At 44.7% G+C, this 21,434-nt stretch carries 20 protein-coding genes and 1 tRNA gene; 4 read left to right on the top strand and 17 right to left on the bottom strand.

Annotation, left to right across the window (positions count from 1 at the left end; genetic code table 11):
- Positions 1 to 4: 4 nt before the first annotated feature.
- From Q0Y65_RS00910 to Q0Y65_RS00830, 17 genes are all read right to left on the bottom strand, one after another.
- On the bottom strand, positions 5 to 832 hold the full coding sequence (locus tag Q0Y65_RS00910) for an FAD/NAD(P)-binding protein (RefSeq protein WP_297955660.1): 828 nt from the start codon (positions 830 to 832) through the stop codon (positions 5 to 7).
- On the bottom strand, positions 832 to 1,851 hold the full coding sequence (locus Q0Y65_RS00905) for a 4Fe-4S dicluster domain-containing protein (protein ID WP_297955657.1): 1,020 nt from the start codon (positions 1,849 to 1,851) through the stop codon (positions 832 to 834). Before Q0Y65_RS00905 ends, Q0Y65_RS00910 begins: the two co-directional genes overlap by 1 nt.
- Complete coding sequence (locus Q0Y65_RS00900; RefSeq protein WP_297955654.1) at positions 1,851 to 2,822, bottom strand: 4Fe-4S dicluster domain-containing protein; 972 nt, start codon at positions 2,820 to 2,822, stop codon at positions 1,851 to 1,853. The genes Q0Y65_RS00905 and Q0Y65_RS00900 overlap by 1 nt, the downstream gene beginning before the upstream one ends.
- Positions 2,807 to 3,253, bottom strand: coding sequence for a hydrogenase iron-sulfur subunit (locus Q0Y65_RS00895; RefSeq protein ID WP_028520576.1), 447 nt, complete (start codon positions 3,251 to 3,253; stop codon positions 2,807 to 2,809). Before Q0Y65_RS00895 ends, Q0Y65_RS00900 begins: the two co-directional genes overlap by 16 nt.
- On the bottom strand, positions 3,244 to 5,235 hold the full coding sequence (locus tag Q0Y65_RS00890; protein ID WP_297955652.1) for a CoB--CoM heterodisulfide reductase iron-sulfur subunit A family protein: 1,992 nt from the start codon (positions 5,233 to 5,235) through the stop codon (positions 3,244 to 3,246). The genes Q0Y65_RS00895 and Q0Y65_RS00890 overlap by 10 nt, the downstream gene beginning before the upstream one ends.
- Before the next feature lie 15 nt (positions 5,236 to 5,250).
- Positions 5,251 to 5,634: a 4Fe-4S dicluster domain-containing protein gene (locus Q0Y65_RS00885; RefSeq protein WP_297955616.1), complete on the bottom strand. Its 384-nt coding sequence runs from the start codon at positions 5,632 to 5,634 to the stop codon at positions 5,251 to 5,253.
- On the bottom strand, positions 5,627 to 6,424 hold the full coding sequence (locus Q0Y65_RS00880; RefSeq protein WP_297955613.1) for a CoB--CoM heterodisulfide reductase iron-sulfur subunit B family protein: 798 nt from the start codon (positions 6,422 to 6,424) through the stop codon (positions 5,627 to 5,629). The genes Q0Y65_RS00885 and Q0Y65_RS00880 overlap by 8 nt, the downstream gene beginning before the upstream one ends.
- 22 nt (positions 6,425 to 6,446) lie before the next feature.
- Entirely contained in the window at positions 6,447 to 7,823 is a 1,377-nt protein-coding gene (fumC, locus tag Q0Y65_RS00875) for a class II fumarate hydratase (protein WP_297955610.1), read from the bottom strand.
- A 517-nt stretch (positions 7,824 to 8,340) separates the two neighbouring features.
- Positions 8,341 to 8,988, bottom strand: a complete 648-nt coding sequence (locus tag Q0Y65_RS00870) for a redox-sensing transcriptional repressor Rex (RefSeq protein ID WP_297955607.1) — start codon at positions 8,986 to 8,988, stop codon at positions 8,341 to 8,343.
- Between the two features lie 21 nt (positions 8,989 to 9,009).
- Complete coding sequence (locus Q0Y65_RS00865; protein WP_297955606.1) at positions 9,010 to 10,221, bottom strand: NADP-dependent isocitrate dehydrogenase; 1,212 nt, start codon at positions 10,219 to 10,221, stop codon at positions 9,010 to 9,012.
- Positions 10,222 to 10,243: 22 nt separating this feature from the next.
- The gene (locus tag Q0Y65_RS00860) at positions 10,244 to 10,483 is read right to left on the bottom strand and encodes a hypothetical protein (protein WP_297955603.1); all 240 of its coding nucleotides are present in this window, start codon (positions 10,481 to 10,483) and stop codon (positions 10,244 to 10,246) included.
- A gap of 22 nt (positions 10,484 to 10,505) precedes the next feature.
- Entirely contained in the window at positions 10,506 to 12,443 is a 1,938-nt protein-coding gene (locus Q0Y65_RS00855) for an aconitate hydratase (RefSeq protein ID WP_297955600.1), read from the bottom strand.
- Between the two features lie 129 nt (positions 12,444 to 12,572).
- Positions 12,573 to 13,238, bottom strand: coding sequence for a phage head-tail adapter protein (locus Q0Y65_RS00850; RefSeq protein WP_297955597.1), 666 nt, complete (start codon positions 13,236 to 13,238; stop codon positions 12,573 to 12,575).
- A gap of 28 nt (positions 13,239 to 13,266) precedes the next feature.
- Positions 13,267 to 15,006, bottom strand: a complete 1,740-nt coding sequence (locus Q0Y65_RS00845) for an ABC transporter ATP-binding protein (RefSeq protein ID WP_297955595.1) — start codon at positions 15,004 to 15,006, stop codon at positions 13,267 to 13,269.
- Positions 14,999 to 16,735, bottom strand: coding sequence for an ABC transporter ATP-binding protein (locus tag Q0Y65_RS00840; RefSeq protein WP_297955593.1), 1,737 nt, complete (start codon positions 16,733 to 16,735; stop codon positions 14,999 to 15,001). Before Q0Y65_RS00840 ends, Q0Y65_RS00845 begins: the two co-directional genes overlap by 8 nt.
- A 74-nt stretch (positions 16,736 to 16,809) precedes the next feature.
- On the bottom strand, positions 16,810 to 18,042 hold the full coding sequence (locus tag Q0Y65_RS00835; protein WP_297955590.1) for a UDPGP type 1 family protein: 1,233 nt from the start codon (positions 18,040 to 18,042) through the stop codon (positions 16,810 to 16,812).
- A 132-nt stretch (positions 18,043 to 18,174) separates the two neighbouring features.
- A tRNA-Pro gene (locus tag Q0Y65_RS00830) sits at positions 18,175 to 18,250 on the bottom strand.
- Between the two features lie 280 nt (positions 18,251 to 18,530).
- Between Q0Y65_RS00830 and Q0Y65_RS00825 the strand changes: the two genes are divergently transcribed.
- The 4 genes from Q0Y65_RS00825 to glyA all read left to right on the top strand — a co-directional run bounded on the left by Q0Y65_RS00825 (position 18,531) and on the right by glyA (position 21,433).
- The gene (locus tag Q0Y65_RS00825) at positions 18,531 to 18,791 is read left to right on the top strand and encodes a hypothetical protein (RefSeq protein WP_297955588.1); all 261 of its coding nucleotides are present in this window, start codon (positions 18,531 to 18,533) and stop codon (positions 18,789 to 18,791) included.
- A 16-nt stretch (positions 18,792 to 18,807) separates the two neighbouring features.
- Positions 18,808 to 19,092, top strand: a complete 285-nt coding sequence (locus Q0Y65_RS00820) for a hypothetical protein (protein ID WP_297955586.1) — start codon at positions 18,808 to 18,810, stop codon at positions 19,090 to 19,092.
- An 8-nt stretch (positions 19,093 to 19,100) separates the two neighbouring features.
- Positions 19,101 to 20,036 (top strand): dockerin type I domain-containing protein, encoded by a 936-nt coding sequence (locus tag Q0Y65_RS00815; RefSeq protein ID WP_297955583.1) that lies wholly within the window; start codon positions 19,101 to 19,103, stop codon positions 20,034 to 20,036.
- Between the two features lie 140 nt (positions 20,037 to 20,176).
- Positions 20,177 to 21,433 carry a serine hydroxymethyltransferase gene (gene glyA / locus Q0Y65_RS00810; RefSeq protein WP_297955581.1) on the top strand — a complete coding sequence of 419 codons (1,257 nt, stop codon included), beginning with the start codon at positions 20,177 to 20,179 and terminating at the stop codon, positions 21,431 to 21,433.
- The last annotated feature ends 1 nt before the right edge of the window (position 21,434 follow it).

The raw sequence follows: 21,434 nt of genomic DNA, 5'->3' as shown, positions 1-21,434 counted from the left end.
CTCCTTAATATTCATCAGGCAGCTCATCGAGCTGATCGAAGCGGAATACAGGTCCGTCCTTGCACACATACTTGTTTCCGATATTGCAGCGTCCGCATTTGCCAACGGCGCACTTCATCTTCAGCTCCATAGTTGTGTAGACCTGAGTTTCTGTAAATCCAAGCTCCTTGAGTCCTGAAAGTGTAAACTTAATCATTATGGGAGGTCCGCATATAAGGACCGTCTTGTTTATGGAAGGGTTGAGCTCCTTGACGTAATTCGGAACAAAACCTACATGACCGTCCCATCCCTCCTGAGGATTATCAATGGTCAGATCAACTTCAATGCCGTCATCGGCCATCCACTCGTCAATGATCTCCTTGTAGTCAACAAGATCATCCTTTGAACGTGAACCGTATACTATCTGTACTTCGCCGTAATCGGAACGGTTGTCACGGACATAGTTGATAACCGAACGAAGCGGTGCAAGACCGATACCGCCTGCGATAAACAGGAGATCCTTTCCCTTGAGTTCGCTCTCAACAGGGAAATGATTGCCATAAGGTCCGCGTATCGTTATCTGCTGACCTACGTCCATTGCATGGAGCCATGATGTAAGACATCCGCATTTCTTGATGCTGAACTCCATATACTCCTTGTTAGTGGGAGAAGACGTTATGGAGAACATCGCCTCACCTACTCCGGGGATCGAAAGCATAGCACACTGTCCGGGCATATGCTCGAAAACCTTGCCGCCCTCGGGAGAAACGACTCTGAAGGTCTTTACGTCAGGGGTATCCTGTCTTATATCGGTAACTACTCCTATGTAAGGTATCAATGTATCATTATTCATCACTTTACCTCCAATGCTTTCATTACCTTGACTATGTTCATAGATATGGGACACTTTGAAAGGCATCTTCCGCAGCCCACACATCCGAATTCGCCGTTATTATTTGCCGGAAAATACACAAGCTTATGCATAAATCTCTGGCGGAAACGCTCAAGCTGGGTAAGTCTCGGATTGCCATGCGCCATTTTCGTGAAATCGGAATACATACAGGAATCCCAGCAGCGGAATCGCTTTATACCATGACCTGTGTTGAAATCCTTAATATCATAGCACTGGCAGGTGGGACATACAAATGTACAGGTACCGCAGCCGAGACAGCTCTCGGAAAGCTCTCCCCACTTGTCGGAGTTAAAGTACTCGTTGAGCTTGTCGCCGCCGAAATTATCAGTAGTAAGATTTGCAAGAGGGAGCTTTTTGAGCACTTCCCTTGTCTTTTCACGAACAGCTTCAAGCTTTGCTGTATCGCCATCTTCAAAAAGCGAAGCAACGGAGTCGATGAACTTCTGTCCCTTTTCGTTATGAGCCTCGATAAACAGGCTCTCGCCGTCGCTGTAGCAGGCAGCATCTCCCTCCGGAGCCGCTGCGTCGATACCGAAAGTTCCGCAGAAACAAGTCTCGGCAGGACGTGTGCAGGCCATTGTGACTACAGTTCCGTGATCACGGCGATTCTTGTAATAGCTGTCAACAGGCTCGCAAAGGAATACCTTGTCAAGAATAGTGAAGCTTCTTGCATCACAGGCACGAACTCCGAATATTACAAAATCCTCAGATTCCTCGCGGACATCGATGACCTCGATATTCTTGCCCTCCATTTTGAAATCAACGAGATTTTCTGTCTGAGGGAAAAAGAAGTCCTTTGCGCTCCTTACTGTATTCAGAGCACTGCTGAGCTTCATACCGCTTTCGTACTTCTTATACTCTGCTGCACCGTCCTCACGGTCAACGGGAATATAGAGAGTCTGCGAAGCTGAGACCGCTTCAAAAAGCTTATCCAGCTTATCAAGTGATATCTTCAGCATTATTCAACTCCCCTTTCATGTACAATTCCGGCCTCGCAGTCATCCTGTCGGTAGTCATTGAGAGGAGCTCTTGAGGTGGTATCCTCACCGGCCTGATAGTTTCCGTACAGCTCGTTGATATCCTTTATGAACTTTCTGTTGAGCAGGTGCAGCGGTATATTCTGAGGACACACCCTCGAACACTCTCCGCAGTCAGTGCATCTTCCTGCCACATGGAATGCACGGATAATATGGAACATATTCTCCTCGAAGCTGTCAGCCGGAGCTTTATTCTCTACGCCCGAAGCGGGATTGTCAAACACGCACTTCTCACAAGTGCAGGCAGGACAGACATTTCTGCACGCATTACAGCGTATACACTTTGAAAGCTGCTCACGCCAGAAATCATAACGCTCCTGAGCTGTCATGTTTTCAAGCTTTTCTACCATATCAAAGCGATCTGAGTCAAGTACATCGCCCTCATCGCCCATAAGCTCGTCATATACAACGTGTTTCTTGCTCTTGCACGAAGCGCATTTATCAAGCACAGCCTCATAGAAAGGCATGGTCTCCTCGCCGTATACGGTATCTATTTTCAGTGTATAGTTCTCATTCTTAACGCCCAGAATGCCTGTAATACCCTTTGCCTTGATTTTTTCGGCATCAAGCTTAGGTCCGCCGGGGATACCTATGATATATACATTTTCGCGAACCACCCTGTGTTCCTTGACGAGCTGATTGAAGCTGTATGTATCACAGGGCTTCAGGAAGGCAAGCACTTTTCCTTCCTTTTTACTCTCTTTAACAAGATACTTTGACACATTTGCGGCTGTAAAATCATCAAAGACAAAGTCGCTGTCAAGTTCATCAGCAGAATCAAAAACAGCAGGAGTAATATCATAAGCGAACTCTCCCCTCTTCCAGCCGATGACACGGTTTACGGTGCCGTCAGCCAGAAGCTGCTTTGCTCTGTTTATCATTGCTTCCTGCATCGTAAATCCTCCAATCTGCGGTTAGGTCCGAGTTTCTTTACCGCTTCGGTAAATTCATTCATGGTAGCTGCGAATTTAGCGCCCTCAGCTGCCGAGACCCACTCAACTCTCGTTCTGTCGCGTTCGATGCCAAGGAAATCAAGCATACTGAAAAGAAGTGTCATTCTTCTTCTTGTGAAGTAATTTCCTGATGTATAGTGGCAGTCACCGGGATGACAGCCGCAGAGTATCACTCCGTCAGCGCCTCGCTGAAAGGCTCTCAGAATAAACATAGGGTTTACTCTGCATGAACAGGGCACTCTGATTATCTTTACATTTGTAGGATAGTTAAGTCTGTTTGTTCCCGAAAGATCAGCTCCTGCATAAGAACACCAGTTACAGCAGAAGGCAACTATCAGCGGTTCAAACTCTTTGTTTTCATTTACTTGCATATTGCGTCTACCTCCGCCATGATCTGACTGTTAGAGAAGCCGTTAAGGTCCATAGCTCCCGAAGGACAAGCGACTGTACAAGCACCGCAGCCCTGACATACCGCAGGATTAACACTTGCTACGCGGCGTACAGCGGTTGTTCGGTCAGGCATTCTGAACTCCTTGTCAATATATGTGATAGCTCCGTAAGGACAAACCTTTTCACAGGAGGAGCAGCCGTTGCACATGAGCTCGTCCGAATGTGCAACACAGGGGTTACAGGTAATACTGTTCTTTACGAGAAGACCGATAGCCTTCGCCGCAGCCGCACTTGCCTGCGCAACTGTTTCAGGTATATCCTTAGGTCCCTGACAAGCGCCTGAAAGGAATATACCAGCCGTAGCACTCTCAACAGGACGAAGCTTCGGGTGAGCCTCTGTGAAGAAGTCGTTAGTGTCCATCTGAGTCGTAAGCATAGTAGCCAGAGGCCGTGCCGTCTTGTCAGGCTCTATAGCCGCAGCAAGAACCACCAAATCAGCATCGATATGGAGCTGTTCATCTGCAAGAAGATCTGAAGCCTGTACCTCAATCTTTCCGTCGGAGCGAGGTGTTACCTTGCCTACCATACCCTTTATGTAATGAACATTGTACTGCTCAACTGCACGGCGGTAGAACTCATCAAAGTTCTTGCCGGGTGTACGGACATCTATGTAGAATACATATACCTCTGTATCAGGATATTTCTCACGGATGAGCATAGCGTGCTTAGCTGTATACATACAGCATATCTTTGAACAATAAGGCTTGCCCTTGCTGTCGTCACATCTTGAACCAACACACTGAACAAAAACGATCTTGTGAGGATGTGTCTTATCGGAAGGACGAAGAAGCGTACCGCCATTGGGTCCTGCGGCGTTCATAAGTCGCTCCAGCTCAAGTGATGTAACTACATCGGGACACTGATTGTATGCAAACTCATCGTACTTATCGAGATTAATAGGATTGAAGCCTGTGGCTACAACTATAGCGCCGTACTTCTGCTCAATAAACCTATCCTCCTGCTTGTAATCGATAGCTCCCACAGAGCATACCTTTGAGCAGACTCCGCACTTTCCGTTCTTCAGCATCATGCAGTAATTCGGATCAATAGTAGCCACCTTGGGAACTGCCTGAGCAAACGGGATATAGATCGCTGTACGGTTATCAAGTCCCATGTTGAACTCATTGGGCACTTTTTTCATGGGACATTTTTCAGTACAAAGACCGCAGCCTGTACATTTTGTCTCGTCAACATAACGCGCCTTTTTCTTTATGGTAACTGTAAAGTTACCTACAAAGCCTTTTACATCTGTTACCTCGCTGAATGAATGGATAGTGATATGCTCATTCTGCGAAGCCTCTACCATTTTAGGAGTAAGGATACAAGCGGCGCAGTCAAGTGTGGGGAAGGTCTTGTCAATCTGAGCCATTTTACCGCCGATCGTGGGGTTCTTCTCCACTATATCTACATCAAAGCCCGCCTCTGCAATATCAAGAGCGGTCTGTATACCGGCAATTCCTCCGCCGATAACAAGAGCTCTCTTGGCTACAGGGCTCTCTCCTGCTGTGAGCGGGGCGTTGAGATGCACCTTGGCAACAGCAGCTTTACCGAGTATTATAGCCTTCTCGGTAGCAGTCGCTATATCCTTGTGTATCCAGGAACACTGCTCGCGAATATTTGCGATCTCTACAAGATACGGATTGAGACCTACGGAAGCAGCAGCTTTTCTGAACGTATTCTCATGCATTCTCGGTGAGCAGGAACATACTACAATACCTGTGAGCTTATGTTCCTTAATTGCATTTTTCACAAGATTCTGTCCCGACTCGGAACACATATACTGATAATCCCGGGAGATAACAACACCTGGTTCATGCCCCAGTGCTTCAGCAACAGCCTTAACGTCTACCGTTGCAGCGATATTGGTTCCGCAATGACAGACAAAAACGCCTATTTTCTGCATTTAGCCATCTCCTCCTTATTTTATGTATTTTCTGAAAGCTGTAACGACAGCCTGCTGCGGCAGATCATCATCGAGCATTTCAGGTATCTGAGCCGGTGTCATGTGATTGTTGCCCTGCTGTCTGACAGCGGCAAGACGTACAGCCTCAACTACCTTAGCGGGCTCAACATTACGCGGACATCTGTCGACGCAGGCAAAGCAGGTCAGACACTTGTATATCGACTTAGAGTTCATCAGAGTCTCTATATCTCCGCGTTCAACCATATACACGAACTGATGCGGATGATATTCCATCTCGTCATACGACGGACAGGTGCCCGAGCACTTTCCGCAGCGCATACATTTAAGCACATTGACTCCGCTGGAACGAAGAACCTGTTCCTTTAAATTCTTATTCATCGTTTTCCTCCTTCACGCCAAGAGCTTCCGCAAGAAGCTCGGTAAAGTAGTAAACAGGAAGCTCGGAGCCGGAGTTCTTTTTCAGGTTATACAGACAGAGCGGACAGGCTGTGATGATCATATCGGCTCCCTGATCCGCAGCAGAACGCATAACAACTCCGCTTCTCTTTGCGGCCTGATCCTTGTCCTCAAGAGTGATATAGCCTCCGCAGCACTCATTTCTCTGTGCATATATCACAGGAGTACCTCCGATGGCTTTAATGAAATCTTCCATGATCGAAGGATTCTCCGGATCATCCATTGCAAGAGCCTTTGACGGACGAAGAAGCAGGCAACCATAATATGCGGCGATCTTCTTTCCCTTGAACGGACAGACAACTCTCTTTGCAAGTTCGTCAAATCCGATAACATCACGAAGCAGCTCGAGATAGTGATAAACTGTTGTCTCTCCGCAGTAAGGCTCGTCGAGCTTCAGATAATTATTTACCTTTGAAGCCATTTCGTCATCGTGGATAATGTCATAATTAGTCTGCTTTATAACATTATGGCAGGCAGAACATACAGTCACAAGAGGCCTGTTGACTGATTTAGCTGCATTGAGCGTCCTGACTGCCGAGAGCTTTGTAGCTATCTCGTCTTTGGCGGTAGTATACGCACCGCCACAGCACTGCCAGTCATCGGGCTCTTCAAGGGAGATACCGAGAGCCATAGCTGATGACCTTGCATATCTATCAAGATCTCTTGCCTTTGTCCTCAGAGTACAGCCCGGATAATATGTAAAAGTTTCCATATTACGCTTCCTTTCGTATAGATCAAACCATCTGCTCGGGGTGGAATACCTCGTCAAATCTTTCAGCTGTAAGGAAACCAAGTTCAACACAGGCTTCCTTCAGGGAGATATTGTCCTTGAAAGCTTTTTTAGCGGTCTTCGCAGCATTCTCGTATCCGATGTACGGATTGAGAGCTGTTACAAGCATAAGAGAATTATGAAGATTATGGTGCATCTTTTCCTTGTTGGCTTTTATTCCAACTGCACAGTTCTTATTGAATGAAATGATCGACTCCGCAAGAAGTCTTGCAGACTGAAGGAAATTATACGCACATACGGGCATGAACACATTAAGTTCAAAATTACCCTGTGAAGCTGCCATACCCACAGCAACATCGTTGCCCATTACCTGAACAGCAACCATTGTCACCTGTTCGCACTGCGTGGGATTTACCTTACCCGGCATTATTGAAGAACCCGGTTCATTCTCGGGAATGAATATTTCTCCAAGGCCGTCGCGGGGACCTGAAGCAAGCCATCTTACGTCATTGGCTATCTTCATCATATCGGCTGCAAGAGCCTTCAGAGCGCCGTGTGCAAAGACTATCTCATCCTTTGAAGTAAGAGAATGGAATTTATTGGGAGATGTTATAAAGTTTTTGCCTGTAAGCTTACTTATGTTTTCAGCAGACAGTTCTGCAAATCCCTCGGGAGCGTTAAGGCCTGTTCCAACAGCTGTACCGCCAAGCGCAAGCTCCTTGAGCTCTTCGCATGAAGAAAGGATCATCTTTCTGTCCTTTTCAAGAGAAGCTCTCCAGCCGCTGATCTCCTGAGAAAACTTTATGGGAGTAGCATCCTGAAGGTGTGTCCTTCCGCTCTTAACTATCCCCTCATTCTCGGATTCAAGTCTCTTAAAGGTATCTATAAGCGTATCAACAGCAGGTATCACCTTATCTTCAAGAGCAATAACAGCTGCAATATGCATTGCAGTCGGAAAAGTATCATTTGACGACTGGCTCATATTTATGTCATCATTGGGATGGAGGAGCTTCTCGCCGGCGATCTCGTTTCCTCTGTTGGCAATTACCTCATTGGCATTCATATTCGACTGAGTACCGCTTCCGGTCTGCCATACAACAAGCGGAAAATGATCGTTAAGTGAACCGCTTATTACCTCGTCGCAAGCTCTGGAAATAGCATCAAGCTTACGATCGGTCATTTTTTCGGGTTTGAGCTGATGATTTGAAAGAGCAGCTGCTTTTTTCAGTATACCGAATGCGTGAGTTATCTCCCTTGGCATAGTTTCTATGCCAACGCCAATAAGAAAATTCTCATGACTTCTTTCGGTCTGAGCTGCCCAATACTTATCAGCAGGCACTTTTACTTCACCCATTGAGTCGTGTTCGATACGATAATCCATAAAATCCTCTCCCAGTTTTATACTGTACAATGCGTCATAACAGCATTATACTTATTTCTGCATTACTATACATTATAAGTATACCAATATCCGCGAATAAATTCAAATTCACTTTAAGAATATCGCTATTCTGATATTGATATCGAATTAACAATAGGCTAAAAGCCTTTCTCACTCTTTTTTATAAGACGATATATTTGTTTTTATATTCCCTTTTTATTACTGACACATAATTGAGAACTTAGAGAAATATTTTTGTTGCATTTGACTTACAAGGCTGAATATTCTCTCTGATAAGACAAATACAAATCATTATCTCTTATCCCGAAAATTGCTTTGCTTTCTTTGCAGAGCGATCAAAGAGCAAAAATTAAATAAACCTTGTTATAAAACGCAATTCGTATTTGGAATTGCTAAATATCAATAGTGATATAACGCACCTTACACTTTGATAATTATTTCACATACTTTCTTCCTAAAAGCGGAACAAGTTCTCACTCGTTCCGCCTATAGATCTTTATTTCTTGTCCTTATCCTCCATATTATTCAAGCAATAGGACAAAGTTGTAAGGCTGTCGCCAAGGTGAACGTTTTCAACCGCTACGCCCTTATGAGCAACCTTCAGATCATAATGAGTGAAATTCCAGAAAGCCTGTATGCCGCACTCAATAAGAGTGTTCACAAGCTTTTCGGCCGACTGCATAGGAACGCAAAGAATTGCAGCGACAGGCTTGTTTTCAGCGCAGAACGAGCTCAGCTCATCAACGCTCTTTACCTTCAGCTCGCCTATTTCCTTGCCTATGAGTTCTTCGTTGATATCAAAAGCTCCGATAAGATCAAAGCCCTTGTTGCGGAAATCAATATGAGCAGCAATAGCCTTTCCAAGATTACCTGCACCAAGAAGTATCATGGGAGTCTGCTTGTCAAGTCCAAGTATCTTCCCTATTTCCTGTCTAAGATCACTGACGTTATAGCCGTAACCCTGCTGACCGAATTCGCCGAAGCAGTTGAAATCCTGTCTGATCTGCGAAGCTGTCAGCCCCATCTTCTCAGACAGCTCTCTCGAAGATATACGAACATATCCATTATTTTCAAGCTCGCCAAGAAAACGATAATACCTTGGTAGTCTTCGTATGACAGAGTTTGATATTGAGTTTTTTGACATTATTGTATGCCCTCTCTCTTATCACATTAATTTATCAAGTCTTATCTTTATCTCATCAAGAAAAGTCTTTGAATCGACCTTCTTCTTATTGTCAAGCTTTGATATAAGATAGAGGTCACCTGTCATTACGCCGTCCTCTATCGTCTGAATCGTAGCTTTTTCGAGCTTATCAGCAAAGTCGCAGAGCTCGGGAGTTCCGTCAAGCTCTCCCCTCTTTCTGAGAGCGCCGCTCCAGGCAAAAATAGTTGCTACAGAATTAGTCGAGGTCTCCTCGCCCTTGAGATATTTGTAATAATGGCGCTGTACAGTACCATGAGCAGCTTCATATTCATATATGCCGTCAGGTGAAACAAGTACAGATGTCATCATAGCAAGACTTCCGTATGCTGTAGATACCATATCCGACATTACATCGCCGTCGTAGTTCTTGCAAGCCCAGATATAGCCGCCGTTTGAACGGATAACTCTCGCAACTGCGTCATCAATAAGAGTATAGAAGTACTCGATGCCTGCCGCCTCGTACTTTTCCTTGTACTCATTATCATAGATCTCCTGGAAGATATCCTTGAAGCGATGATCGTACTTCTTTGAGATAGTATCCTTGGAAGCAAACCAAACGTCCTGCTTGAGATCAAGACCGTAGTTGAGGCAGGCTCTTGCAAAGCCTGAAATCGAGTCGTCAAGATTATGAAGTCCCTGGATTATACCGTCGCACTTTGTGAAATCATGGATAAGCTCACGGGTCTCGTTTCCGTTCTCATCAGTAACAACCAGCTCGGCCTTGCTGCCCTTGCTGACACGCATTTCGGTATTCTTATAAACATCACCGTAAGCATGACGTGCAATTGTGATAGGCTTTGTCCATGTAGGAATATAAGGCTCTATTCCCTTTACAATTATGGGAGTACGGAAAACAGTACCGTCAAGTGCCGCTCTGATAGTTCCGTTAGGGGATTTCCACATCTGAGTAAGGTTATACTCGGGCATTCTTGCGGCATTGGGTGTAATAGTTGCACATTTAACCGCTACGCCGTACTTCTTTGTAGCCTCAGCGGAATCAATAGTTACCTGATCCTTTGTCTCCTCTCTGTGCTTGAGACCAAGATCATAGTATTCTGTATTAAGCTCTACATATGGTTCGAGAAGTGTCTCCTTGATCCACTGCCAGAGTATTCTTGTCATCTCGTCGCCGTCCATTTCGACCAGCGGCGTTTTCATTGTTATTTTTGCCATCGGATTATACCTCCTTTTTATTTCAATCAGAAATAATCAGTTCCAGAATAACGATTATTATAAACATACCGACGCCTTCAACTATACGTCTATGCTCTCTTTTCATATTTGATAAAGTGTTCCTGAACAGAAATTCAAGCAGAAAGGCTATAACTACAGCTATCAGAAGGACTATCCAGTCTTTTCCTGTCCTCGGGAGCCTGACGATCCTGCTCGCAAACAATTCACTGCAAACTGACGGACTTGTAATAGTATTCATCATTTTACACCTGCCATAAAATGCATCACTTCATAGACTCTCTTGTAAAGTCAAGCAGTCCGCCTGCAAGCATGATATCCTTTGTACGTCCTGAAAGCTCACAGAGCACAGGTATCTCAGTGCCGTTTGTCTTATCAACAACAGTGAGCTCGGTCTTTCCGTCCTCAACAGCCTTTCTCACATCTGCAAGAACGAGCTCGTCGCCCTGTGAGATCTTGTCGTAATCAGCCTCATTAACGAATGTAAGCGGAAGGATACCCGCATTTATAAGGTTAGCACGATGTATTCTTGCAAATGACTTTACGAGCACAGCCTTTACGCCGAGATAAAGAGGAGCAAGTGCAGCGTGCTCTCTGGACGAGCCCTGACCGTAGTTTGAACCGCCTACGATAATGCTCTTGCCAAGCGACTTTGCTCTCTCAGGGAAGCTCTCGTCACATACTGCAAAACAGTGCTGCGATATCTTCGGAATATTTGAACGCAGAGGAAGTATCTTCGCACCTGCGGGCATGATATGATCTGTAGTGATATTATCGCCGACCTTGAGTGATACAGGTGCATCAATGGTATCCAGCAGAGGCGAAGTCTCTGGATAAGGCTTGATGTTGGGACCGCGAAGTATCTCAACACTGTCCATTTCTGCTTCGGAAACCGGAGGAACTACCATATTATCATTTATAACGAATTCCTCGGGAAGCTTGAAATCAGGCATTTCGCCGAGTTCTCTGGGGTCTGTGAGATAACCTGTAAGTGCAGATACAGCAGCCATTTCAGGTGATACAAGATAAATCTGACCGTCCTTTGTTCCCGAACGTCCTTCAAAGTTTCTGTTGAAGGTACGGAGAGAAATACCCTTTGAATTAGGAGACTGTCCCATACCGATACAAGGACCGCAGGCGCTCTCGAGAATTCTTGCGCCTGCATCAATAAGTACGGAAAGCGCACCGTTCTGTGCGAGCATATTGAGGACCTGCTTTGAACCCGGAGCTATAGCCAGCGAAACATCAGGATTTACGGTCTTGCCCTTTAATATATGAGCTACCTTGAGCATATCAAGAAGAGAAGAGTTAGTACATGAACCGATACAGACCTGATCTATCTTGAGTCTGCCGATCTCCTCAACGCTCTTTACATTATCGGGAGAATGGGGACAAGCAGCAAGAGGAACCAGCTTACTAAGGTCGATCGTGAGCTCTTCGTCGTAAACAGCGTCAGGATCAGCTGCAAGAGGAGTCCATACTTCTTCACGCTTCTGAGCCTTGAGGAACTGCTTTGTTATCTCGTCCGAAGGGAATATAGATGTAGTTGCACCAAGCTCCGCGCCCATATTTGTAATAGTAGCTCTTTCGGGAACAGAAAGTGTCTTTACGCCTTCGCCGCAATACTCTATTACCTTGCCGACGCCGCCCTTAACGGATAATCTTCTGAGAACTTCAAGGATAACGTCCTTTGCAGCTACCCAGGGCTGAAGCTTTCCGGTGAGTTCAACTTTAACGACCTTCGGGCAAGTGATATAGTAAGCGCCGCCGCCCATTGCAACAGCAACATCAAGACCTCCTGCACCAATAGCGATCATACCGATACCACCGCCTGTAGGCGTATGGCTGTCGGAACCGATAAGAGTCTTTCCGGGAATACCGAAGCGCTCCAGGTGTACCTGATGACAGATACCGTTACCGGGACGCGAGAAATAAATACCGTGTTTTTTTGCAACACTGCCGATAAATCTGTGATCGTCAGCGTTCTCAAAACCGTTCTGGAGAGTATTATGATCTATGTAAGCCACCGAACGTTCTGTCTTTACACGAGGAACACCGATAGCTTCAAACTCCAGATATGCCATAGTACCTGTAGCGTCCTGAGTGAGAGTCTGATCGATACGGATACCGATCTCCTGACCCTTGACGTATTCACCGTCGACCAGGTGCGCTTTGAGTATCTTTTCTGTTAAAGTTAAACCCATTGAAGATCATTCCTTTCAATACATAAGAATACATATTAATTTTACAACATTTCATTCAGTTTGTCAAGAATTAAACAAAGTATTTTGAGGCAAAACATTTACATAATATAAAAACCGAAAGCAAGTATATTACTTTCGGTTTTTCATGATTTTTTCTTTTATGCGCAGACTTGCTTCTATATGCATTATCCAATGCCGTGAAAACGGCATTTTTATAAGTCCGAGCACACTCTTTCCGCACCAGTAATCCACAAGCCAGGCCGCTTTTTCATCATCGCTCACTACATTCAGTTTTCTGAGGCGTTTCTTCTGCTCATCCGATATCTTATCCTTCAGAGCTTCAAAAGGCAGATCTTTAAGAATATCATCGGTACTGTCTCTGACCTCGGATATATAGAGATACAGTTCATCAATGTCCAATTTCTCCGAAAAATCAGCGATCTGCTCCTTTGCAAGCTCATTACCCGTGGCGATTATAGGAGAAGATATACGATCCTTGTAATTTCCTGTAAAAAATATCTGTTCATCATTACGGATCAGTGTATTTGCAACGATATCTTCGATACGGAAAATATGCCATAAAGAATAGGCGATGGTTTTAGAATGATAGCCGTCGGCATTTATAAAAGGAATAGCGTTGAACTCCTCTCTTTTCAGTTCATCCTTGAAGGAAAGAATTACATCCATAAGATCTTCTCTAAGATGAAGAAGCGTTTTTATGCCTTCGCTGTATGTTTCTTTCCTTTTCATCAGCAATTGTACAGATTTATTGAGCTCCGACCACTCCTTATTCATCTATATCACCTCCCGTCTGTCGGACCGATCACGAAGCAAACTGACTGTTATAAAGCTCGGAATAAAAACCACCATTTTCCATAAGCCGGTCATGATTTCCCTGCTCTATCACGTTGCCCTGCTTCATTACAAGTATAACATCTGCGTTTTTGATAGTTGAGAGTCTGTGAGCGATTATAAAGCTCGTCCTCCCCTCCATAAGCTTTGCAAACGCTTTTTGTATTCGCAGCTCTGTTCGCAGATCAATGGAGCTTGTGGCTTCATCGAGGATCAGAATAGGAGGATCCATGAGCATTATCCTTGCAATGCATATAAGCTGCTTCTGCCCCTGAGAAAGACCGCTTTCTTCGCTTATGATCGTATCATACCCGTCGGGTAGCCTCTTGATAAAGCCATGAGCGTATACCGACTTAGCCGCATTGATTATCTGTTCTCTTGTGGCATCGGGAGCGCCGTAAGCAATATTCTCTGCAACTGTCCCTGTAAAGACCCATGTCTCCTGAAGCACCATACCGAAACAGCTCCTGAGACTGTCTCTTGTAACTGTGTTTATATCCTTGCCTGATACCTCTATCTTACCGCTGTCGATATCGTAAAACCTGAGCAGCAGATTTATAATTGTGGATTTTCCGCATCCTGTAGGTCCCACTATCGCTATACGCTGTCCGCTTTTCACATCAAGACTGAAGTTCTCGATAAGCTTCTTGTTTTTGTCATAGGAGAAGAAAACATCAGTGAACCGCAGCGAACCGTCGCATTTATCAAGTATTTCCTTGTCGGAATCATCACTTACCTCTTCTTCATCAAGCACACCGAAAACTCTCTCGGCAGAGGCCACCGCATTCTGAAGCTCCGCAAATACACCGGATATCTCGTTGAACGGCTTTGTATACTGATTCGAGTAAGCAAGAAAACTCGAAAGCTTACCAATGGTCATTGATCCTATCAACGCTGATCTGCCAACAACGCCAAGCGCTCCGAGAAGTCCCACCGCCGCATATATCAGACCGTTTACAAATCTCGTAGTGGGATTGGTCATCGAACTGAAAAAAGTCGCCTTTGCACCGATCTCGCCATACGCCTTGTTTATCCTGTCAAAGCGTTCTTCCGCTCGTTTATCATATCCAAAAGCTTTAACTATCTTCTGATTTCCTGCCATCTCCTCGGCAAGTCCCACCATATCTCCTCTCAGCTTCGACTGCTTCATATACGAATCATGTGAAGCCTTTGTGATCCTTGAAGCCGCTATAAAAGACAAAGGCGTGAGTACAACAACTACTATGGCGATCCTGTAATTTATCATCATCATAAACACAAGAGTTCCGATAATAGTGATGATGCCGCTCAGAAACTGAGTGAATCCCTGGAGCAGACCGTCTGATATGATCTCAATATCGTTAATGACTCTGCTTGTAAGCTCACCCTTTGTATGTCCGTCAATATATCTCAGCGGAACACGTTCCAGTTTGCAGAAGACGTCGGATCTGAGATCCCTTATGGTCAGAAAAGAAAGCTTATTGGTGCATATACTCATAAGCCACTGAAAAATGGTACTTGCTATGACAGAACAGGCAAGCAGGGGGATTATGACAGCCAAGCGGGAAAATTCAACTTCGCCCTTTCCTGTACAGCAGTCAACTGCTTCACCGATAAATACGGGAACAGCTAATGAAAGCGATACTCCCAACGCAGCAAAAACAAGGGTCATTACAAAGAACTTCCTATAAGGAGCGGCATACGAGAACACTCTCTTTAATGTATCAAACATCAGCACTTCCCTCCTTAACGTTCATCTGAGATCTGTATATCTCATTATAAACATCACAGTTCTCAACAAGCTCACTGTGAGTTCCCACGCCTACGGCCTCTCCCTCATCCATGACGACTATCTTATCCGCATTTTTCAGCGAGGTCGTTCTCTGAGATATCATAACAACAGTTGTATCGGGAAGCTCATCGCTGAGAGCACGTCTGAAAGCAAGATCAGTCTTGTAATCAAGCGCGCTGGTAGAGTCATCAAGAATAACGATATCAGGGGCCCCCACAAGAGCTCTTGCAATAGAGATACGCTGTCTCTGACCGCCGGAAAGATTCTTTCCGCCCTGAGATATTACTGTATCAAGGCCGTCCGGGGTCTCTTTCACAAATTCCCAGGCCTGCGCTATCCTGAGAGCAGAGATTATCTCTTCGTCAGTGGCGTCGTTTTTTCGCCATTTCATGTTTTCTCTTATTGTTCCGGAAAAAAGAGTAGCCTTCTGCGGCACAGTGCCGATCCTGCTTCTAAGCTCTGTATTCTCAATATCATTGACATTCTCACCGAAAAGACGCACATCGCCCTCTGTTGCACGATAAAAGCACGGTATAAGATTTGCAAGAGTGGTTTTGCCGCAGCCTGTACCGCCAATTATTCCGAGCATCTGTCCCCTTTTAACGGAAAAGCTAATGTTTCTCAGCGAATAATCTCCGGCCCCTTCGTACGCAAATGAAACGCTGCGGAACTCAATTATATTGATATCAGTGTTAAACGATAATCTGTCGATATCACCGTTTTCCTCGGAAACAAGAGAGAATACCTCGTTTATTCGGTTTGCCGACGCAAACGCCTTAGTAAAGATAACTATAAGATTTGCAAGCACAACAAGGGCAAGAAGTATCTGGGTCATATAATTTGTAAAAGCTGTAAGCTCGCCCTGTGTGAGCTCTCCGCAGTCTATCCTCAGACCGCCGAACCAGATAACAGCAACAATGCCAAGGTTCATCACCATAAACGCAACCGGATTGAGTATTGCGGAAATCTTGCCTACTGCAATCGAATTATCTGAAATGTCGACGACTGCTTCCTTGAATTCGCCTATCTCCTCCTGCTGACGTGAAAATGCCCTTATAACCCTTGCGCCCTCAAGGCTCTCCCGGGTAAGCATTGCAGCTTTGTCCAGGCACTGCTGATTCTTCTTGTACATCGGAACAGTCTTTTTCATTATCAGAAAAATAATCAAAGAAATAACCGGAGCTACCACAAAGAAAATAAGAGACAGTCTCAGATCGATCGTAACAGCCATGACTGCAGCACCGATAACAAGAAAAGGAGCTCTTACAGCAAGCCTTATGAACATATTAACTCCGTTCTGAACGGTATTGGTATCGTTTGTCAGCCTGTTAACAAGAGATGCAGTGCCTATTTTATCAATACTGCTGTATGACAGTGTATTGATATGCCTGTACAGTTCGGCTCTTAGCTCTGTTCCGAAGCCATATGCACATTTTGCTGCAAAATACTGACAGGTAAGTGCAAAACAGAGACCGCTCGCTCCCAGAAGAACGATAACTCCGCTCATTTTAAGGATATAGGAACTATCCCTGTTTCCGATACCGTTATCGATAATTTTTGCCATAACAACAGGTACAATAAGCTCAAAAATCGCTTCCAGAAGCTTGAAGAACGGTCCGAGAACAAGCTCTTTTTTATAGTTTTTCAGATATTTCAATAAACTTTTCATAAGCAAGCATCCATCCGTTTATTATGTGTCCAATACACAGCAACACTCCCAATTAGCGGGAGTGTTGCTTCAGTTTATATATCGATTCCGTTTGCCTTTAGAAGAGCACGAGCCGAGTCAACAGAATCAACTCCGACTGCGTTTTTAACAGGCGCAAATTCCTTTTCTCTCTCAACTTCATACGCAAGGCAGCTGTCCTGCATATGGACCATATCAAGAACAAGCGTCTCGAATTTATGGCCGTTGGGCGATTCGGGCTTTATAAGCTTCCCCTCATCGTTCATATAAGGTATCTTCTTTTCAACAACATGAACAGGCATTTTCCTGTCACATATCTCTTCGAGTTTATCAACATTGAACAGATAATTCAGGATAACACCGTATTTATACGCAAGCTCTCCGTCCTTATCAAGAAGAGTCCTCATTTCCTCGGTCATTTCGTAATACTCAACAATAGAAGGTTTTCCGTCCTCAAGGCAGAGAACGCCGACACGCTCTTCGGGAGAAGCCTTGCTTACCACTTTTCCGCCCGACTGGAGTCCTGATCTTATGACCGCCCCTACAAATCCGGGATCTGCTATACGCTGTAAAACATTGTCAACAGCAAAGACGTTTATCCACTGAACGCCATGTTCTTTGATCTCGTCGAGAAGCCCGGCTCTTACAAGAGAAGAGAACCAGCCTCCGTTTCCGTTCGGTGACAGCGATATCCTTGAACGGCTTTCCATCAGGATCTTGCCTTTATAATCTACGGAAGGAGCCATATCCTGAATAAAGAACTTTACATATCTTCGATCGTAACCGAAATAGTCCTTCACCTCGAAAAACTCAATAGTTTCTTTATTATTCTTCTCGCTGGTCATGATATATAGAGGTACCCATGCCCCGGCAAGCTTTACCACGTCCATCAGATTATTAATAAGGCACTGAAAAATATAAAGTTCCTTATTAACGCCTATATTGAACATACCCTTTGGCTTATCAAATCCAAGTCTCGTACCCTGACCGCCCGCAAGCAGAACAGCAGCTACTTTTCTTTCTTTAATGGCGTCCAGACCGATCCCTATATACTTGTCACTTTCAGCAGCTATATCCTTGGTAGTCACAGCACCGAGAGGCGCAAAAACTCCGCGGACCGAATTACTGTTTTTTTCTGCATCCAGATTGTCAAGGACAGAAAAATCAGTGATCTCGATCTGACCGAGCAGCTCTTTCTTTTCGTCATCACTTAATTCATCATAATAGTTCAGTATATGCTCCTGACCATATTGCGACAGAATATGGAATGCCTTATCGCGATCTATCATAAACTCCTCCTTGATCATGGCAACAGCCGATTTATCAAGTATTATTATAGCATATAAAAAGCTAATAGTCAATGCACAAAAAAATCCGATACTCAAAAGAGTATCGGATTCCGGGGTAATGCTGATCGCATCTGGTCTGAGTGACGGGACTTGAACCCACGGCCTCTACCACCCCAAGGTAGCGCGCTACCAACTGCGCCACACCCAGACGATTGGTTCATCGCAATCAACGATATATATTATATCACCCATATAAGGTTTTGTCAAGGGTTTTTTTGAATTTTTTCAAAAAAATTTTTTCAATGCTTTTTTTGCCTTTTTTAAGCCGTTTGCGGATCTGTACTTTATTACAGGTACTCATTTTTCAGCAAAAGACAGCAGATTTATAAAAATTATCACTGCGGCTGTTGCTTTATCTGCCATAATATGCTATAATGAAAGCAGTGAACCCATTATAAAAACTTAACGTCCTACAAGGAGCTGATATCGTGAAAAAGATCAGTAATATTATTTTTTCAGGCTTCTTTTCTGCTTTTTTTGCAGTTTATTCTCTTATTAACATCGGCGGAAATGCTTTCGCCGCTCAGTCTGAAAACACAGGCGGAGTATCAAAAGGCGCCGCTGCATTTATCATGATAACAGTTTTCATTGCTACTGCTGTAATTACTGCATTCATCACTTTCAGAATAAAGAAAAAGAAGATCAACGCTTCAGCCAGTGTTCCTTCTGATGACAGGAAGGAAGAATAAAAAGGAGCTGTGTATCATGGACTTTGATATAGACCTTTATATCGATTCTGTATATCGGGGCTTTTACAGACTGTGGGATATCGAAGAACGGTTTGAAGAGTATCACGAAATGGCGGTTGAAGCCGCAAAGGATATCGGAGAGAATGAAGTGATTCTTTATGCCATATATTCCTATGATGTGGATACACAGCGTCTGATATATGCTAATTTCATGCTTCTGAGGCTTTCTATGGAACGTTATGCCTACGCATGCGAAAGGCTCTCTAAATTCTGCAGATTATTCTGCATCGGAAACGGATAGGTGTTAATATGTTAATCAAAAAAACGATATCGGCTTTAATATCAACGCTGCTCCTCTCGGGCGCAGTTGCAGCAGCTTCGGCAGCTGCTGATACCACAAAGGAAGACGCTGCCGCGGATAAAGACCCTTCAGATAATATCTCGACAACGGCTGAACCGAAAAAAGAACCTACGACCTTAAAGAAATACAATATAACATTTCTTGACTTTGACGGAAATGTAATGACGTCCTTCAACATAGAAGAAGGTGATCCGATAAACTATTCCGATGTCAATACAAAATCGCTTCATAAGCATCTCGATGAGTATACCGAACAAGACTTTTCTTCCTGGGATATCAAGCCTGATTTCGCTGATGCAGACTATACCATACACGCTTTATCAAAAACCGCTTCTATCACACATATAAAGCCTCCCGCCAAGCACAGATACTACACGTTGGACGGTGAAGTATCACTGGCAGGATTCGAAGCTTCGATCAAAATGACTGTCCAGACGCCCGAAAAGGATGAAAAAGGCAATTACAAAACCGAGGAAAGCATTGTAGATGTATCCGAAAGCTGTACAGCCAAGCCTTCATCTTTGAAGGAAGCTTTCGCTAAAGGAGACAAGGCTACGATAACCGTGTACCCTCTCGGAGATCAGAAATCCTTATGTTCATTTGAAATAATATACCACAGAGGTCTCGGAGATGTAAACAGCGACGGCTCCATAAACTCAACAGACGCCTCTCAGGTGCTTGCTACATACGCAAATATGGCCGCTTCAAAGGACTACACTGTCTCAGACAAGATGTTAACTCTCTCAGACGTGAATATGGACGGCAAGCTTGATGCGCGTGACGCTTCGCATATTCTCAGATATTACGCTGTTGCCTCCACATCTCAGAAAACTGTGGACTGGGACGATTTCTTCGATTATGATGAGATCCTCGGCATCAAATAACCGTTCTCCCCTGTATACACAGGGGATTTTTCTTTTATGCCAACTTTTTTTGCTTTTCCTATTGAAATTTATCAGATTATAATGTATAATTATAAAGTAATGCATTTTCGCAAAACACAATTATTAAAGGAGTGCTTATAATGTACAACGATCTTATGGATTCAATCGGTTTCGTAAAAGGCTACGATCCCGCTGTCGGTGAAGCAATGGGAAAGGAGCTTGCACGTCAGCAGAGAAATCTCGAGCTCATCGCAAGCGAGAATATAGTTTCACCTGCTGTAATGGCTGCTATGGGCAGTGTTCTCACAAACAAGTATGCTGAGGGCTATCCCGGAAAGCGTTACTACGGCGGCTGCCAGTGCGTTGACGAAGTCGAAGCTATAGCAATCGAAAGAGCCTGCAAGCTCTTTGGCGCCAAGTACGCAAACGTTCAGCCCCATTCCGGTGCACAGGCTAATACTGCTGTATATTTCGCTGTTCTCCAGCCCGGTGATACCGTTCTCGGTATGAGCCTTGCAGACGGCGGCCACCTTACACACGGTTCACCTGTTAACCTTTCGGGTAAGTACTTCAACTTCGTTTCATACGGTCTTGATGACGAGACAGAAACTATCAACTATGACGAGCTTTACAAGCTTGCTAACAAAACAAAGCCCCGTCTTATCGTTGCAGGTGCTTCTGCTTATCCCCGCGCTATCGACTTCAAGCGTCTTTCAGAGATCGCAAGAGCTGTGGGCGCACTCCTTATGGTAGATATGGCTCATATCGCAGGTCTTGTTGCAGCAGGCTGCCACGAGTCCCCTGTTCCCTATGCTGATATAACAACAACTACTACACATAAGACTCTCCGCGGACCAAGAGGCGGTCTTATCCTCACAAACAACGAATTCCTCGCTAAGAAGATCAATTCCGCTATCTTCCCCGGAACACAGGGCGGTCCTCTTATGCACACCATTGCTGCTAAGGCTGTATGCTTCGGCGAAGCTCTCAAGCCCGAATTCAAGGACTATCAGCAGAGAATAGTTGCTAACGCCAAGGCACTTGCCGACGGACTCCTCAAGAGAGGCTTCAACCTCGTATCAGGCGGTACAGACAACCACCTCATGCTGGTTGATCTCCGTCCTTTCAACATCACAGGCAAGGAGCTTGAGCGCAGACTTGACGAGGTCTATATCACAGTAAACAAGAATGCTATCCATAACGACCCCGAGAAGCCTTTTGTAACAAGCGGCATAAGAATCGGTACTCCCGCTGTTACTACAAGAGGTCTCGGCATTGAGGAAATGGAAAAGATCGCTGAGTACATCTACCTCTGCGCTACAGATTTCGAGAACAAAGCAGACGAGATCCGTGCAGGCGTAAACGCTATCTGCGAGAAATTCCCGCTTTACAAGTAAT

The sequence above is a fragment of the uncultured Ruminococcus sp. genome (genome assembly GCF_947301925.1).
Lineage (GTDB): Bacteria > Bacillota > Clostridia > Oscillospirales > Ruminococcaceae > Ruminococcus.
Note: the sequence above shows the minus strand (reverse complement) of the source record. Positions and strands in the feature narration are given on the sequence as shown.

Excerpts from the sequence above, each read along its gene's own strand:
- Q0Y65_RS00870 (WP_297955607.1), bottom strand. The coding sequence starts at position 8,988 with ATGTCAAAAAACTCAATATCAAACTCTGTCATACGAAGACTACCAAGG.
- Q0Y65_RS00895 (WP_028520576.1), bottom strand. The coding sequence starts at position 3,253 with ATGCAAGTAAATGAAAACAAAGAGTTTGAACCGCTGATAGTTGCCTTC.
- Q0Y65_RS00840 (WP_297955593.1), bottom strand. The coding sequence starts at position 16,735 with ATGAAAAGTTTATTGAAATATCTGAAAAACTATAAAAAAGAGCTTGTT.
- Q0Y65_RS00905 (WP_297955657.1), bottom strand. The coding sequence starts at position 1,851 with ATGCTGAAGATATCACTTGATAAGCTGGATAAGCTTTTTGAAGCGGTC.
- fumC (WP_297955610.1), bottom strand. The coding sequence starts at position 7,823 with ATGGATTATCGTATCGAACACGACTCAATGGGTGAAGTAAAAGTGCCT.
- Q0Y65_RS00910 (WP_297955660.1), bottom strand. The coding sequence starts at position 832 with ATGAATAATGATACATTGATACCTTACATAGGAGTAGTTACCGATATA.
- Q0Y65_RS00885 (WP_297955616.1), bottom strand. The coding sequence starts at position 5,634 with ATGAATAAGAATTTAAAGGAACAGGTTCTTCGTTCCAGCGGAGTCAAT.
- Q0Y65_RS00860 (WP_297955603.1), bottom strand. The coding sequence starts at position 10,483 with ATGATGAATACTATTACAAGTCCGTCAGTTTGCAGTGAATTGTTTGCG.
- Q0Y65_RS00815 (WP_297955583.1), top strand. The coding sequence starts at position 19,101 with ATGTTAATCAAAAAAACGATATCGGCTTTAATATCAACGCTGCTCCTC.
- Q0Y65_RS00865 (WP_297955606.1), bottom strand. The coding sequence starts at position 10,221 with ATGGCAAAAATAACAATGAAAACGCCGCTGGTCGAAATGGACGGCGAC.
- Q0Y65_RS00835 (WP_297955590.1), bottom strand. The coding sequence starts at position 18,042 with ATGATAGATCGCGATAAGGCATTCCATATTCTGTCGCAATATGGTCAG.
- Q0Y65_RS00880 (WP_297955613.1), bottom strand. The coding sequence starts at position 6,424 with ATGGAAACTTTTACATATTATCCGGGCTGTACTCTGAGGACAAAGGCA.
- Q0Y65_RS00900 (WP_297955654.1), bottom strand. The coding sequence starts at position 2,822 with ATGCAGGAAGCAATGATAAACAGAGCAAAGCAGCTTCTGGCTGACGGC.
- Q0Y65_RS00820 (WP_297955586.1), top strand. The coding sequence starts at position 18,808 with ATGGACTTTGATATAGACCTTTATATCGATTCTGTATATCGGGGCTTT.
- Q0Y65_RS00855 (WP_297955600.1), bottom strand. The coding sequence starts at position 12,443 with ATGGGTTTAACTTTAACAGAAAAGATACTCAAAGCGCACCTGGTCGAC.
- Q0Y65_RS00890 (WP_297955652.1), bottom strand. The coding sequence starts at position 5,235 with ATGCAGAAAATAGGCGTTTTTGTCTGTCATTGCGGAACCAATATCGCT.
- glyA (WP_297955581.1), top strand. The coding sequence starts at position 20,177 with ATGTACAACGATCTTATGGATTCAATCGGTTTCGTAAAAGGCTACGAT.
- Q0Y65_RS00845 (WP_297955595.1), bottom strand. The coding sequence starts at position 15,006 with ATGTTTGATACATTAAAGAGAGTGTTCTCGTATGCCGCTCCTTATAGG.
- Q0Y65_RS00850 (WP_297955597.1), bottom strand. The coding sequence starts at position 13,238 with ATGAATAAGGAGTGGTCGGAGCTCAATAAATCTGTACAATTGCTGATG.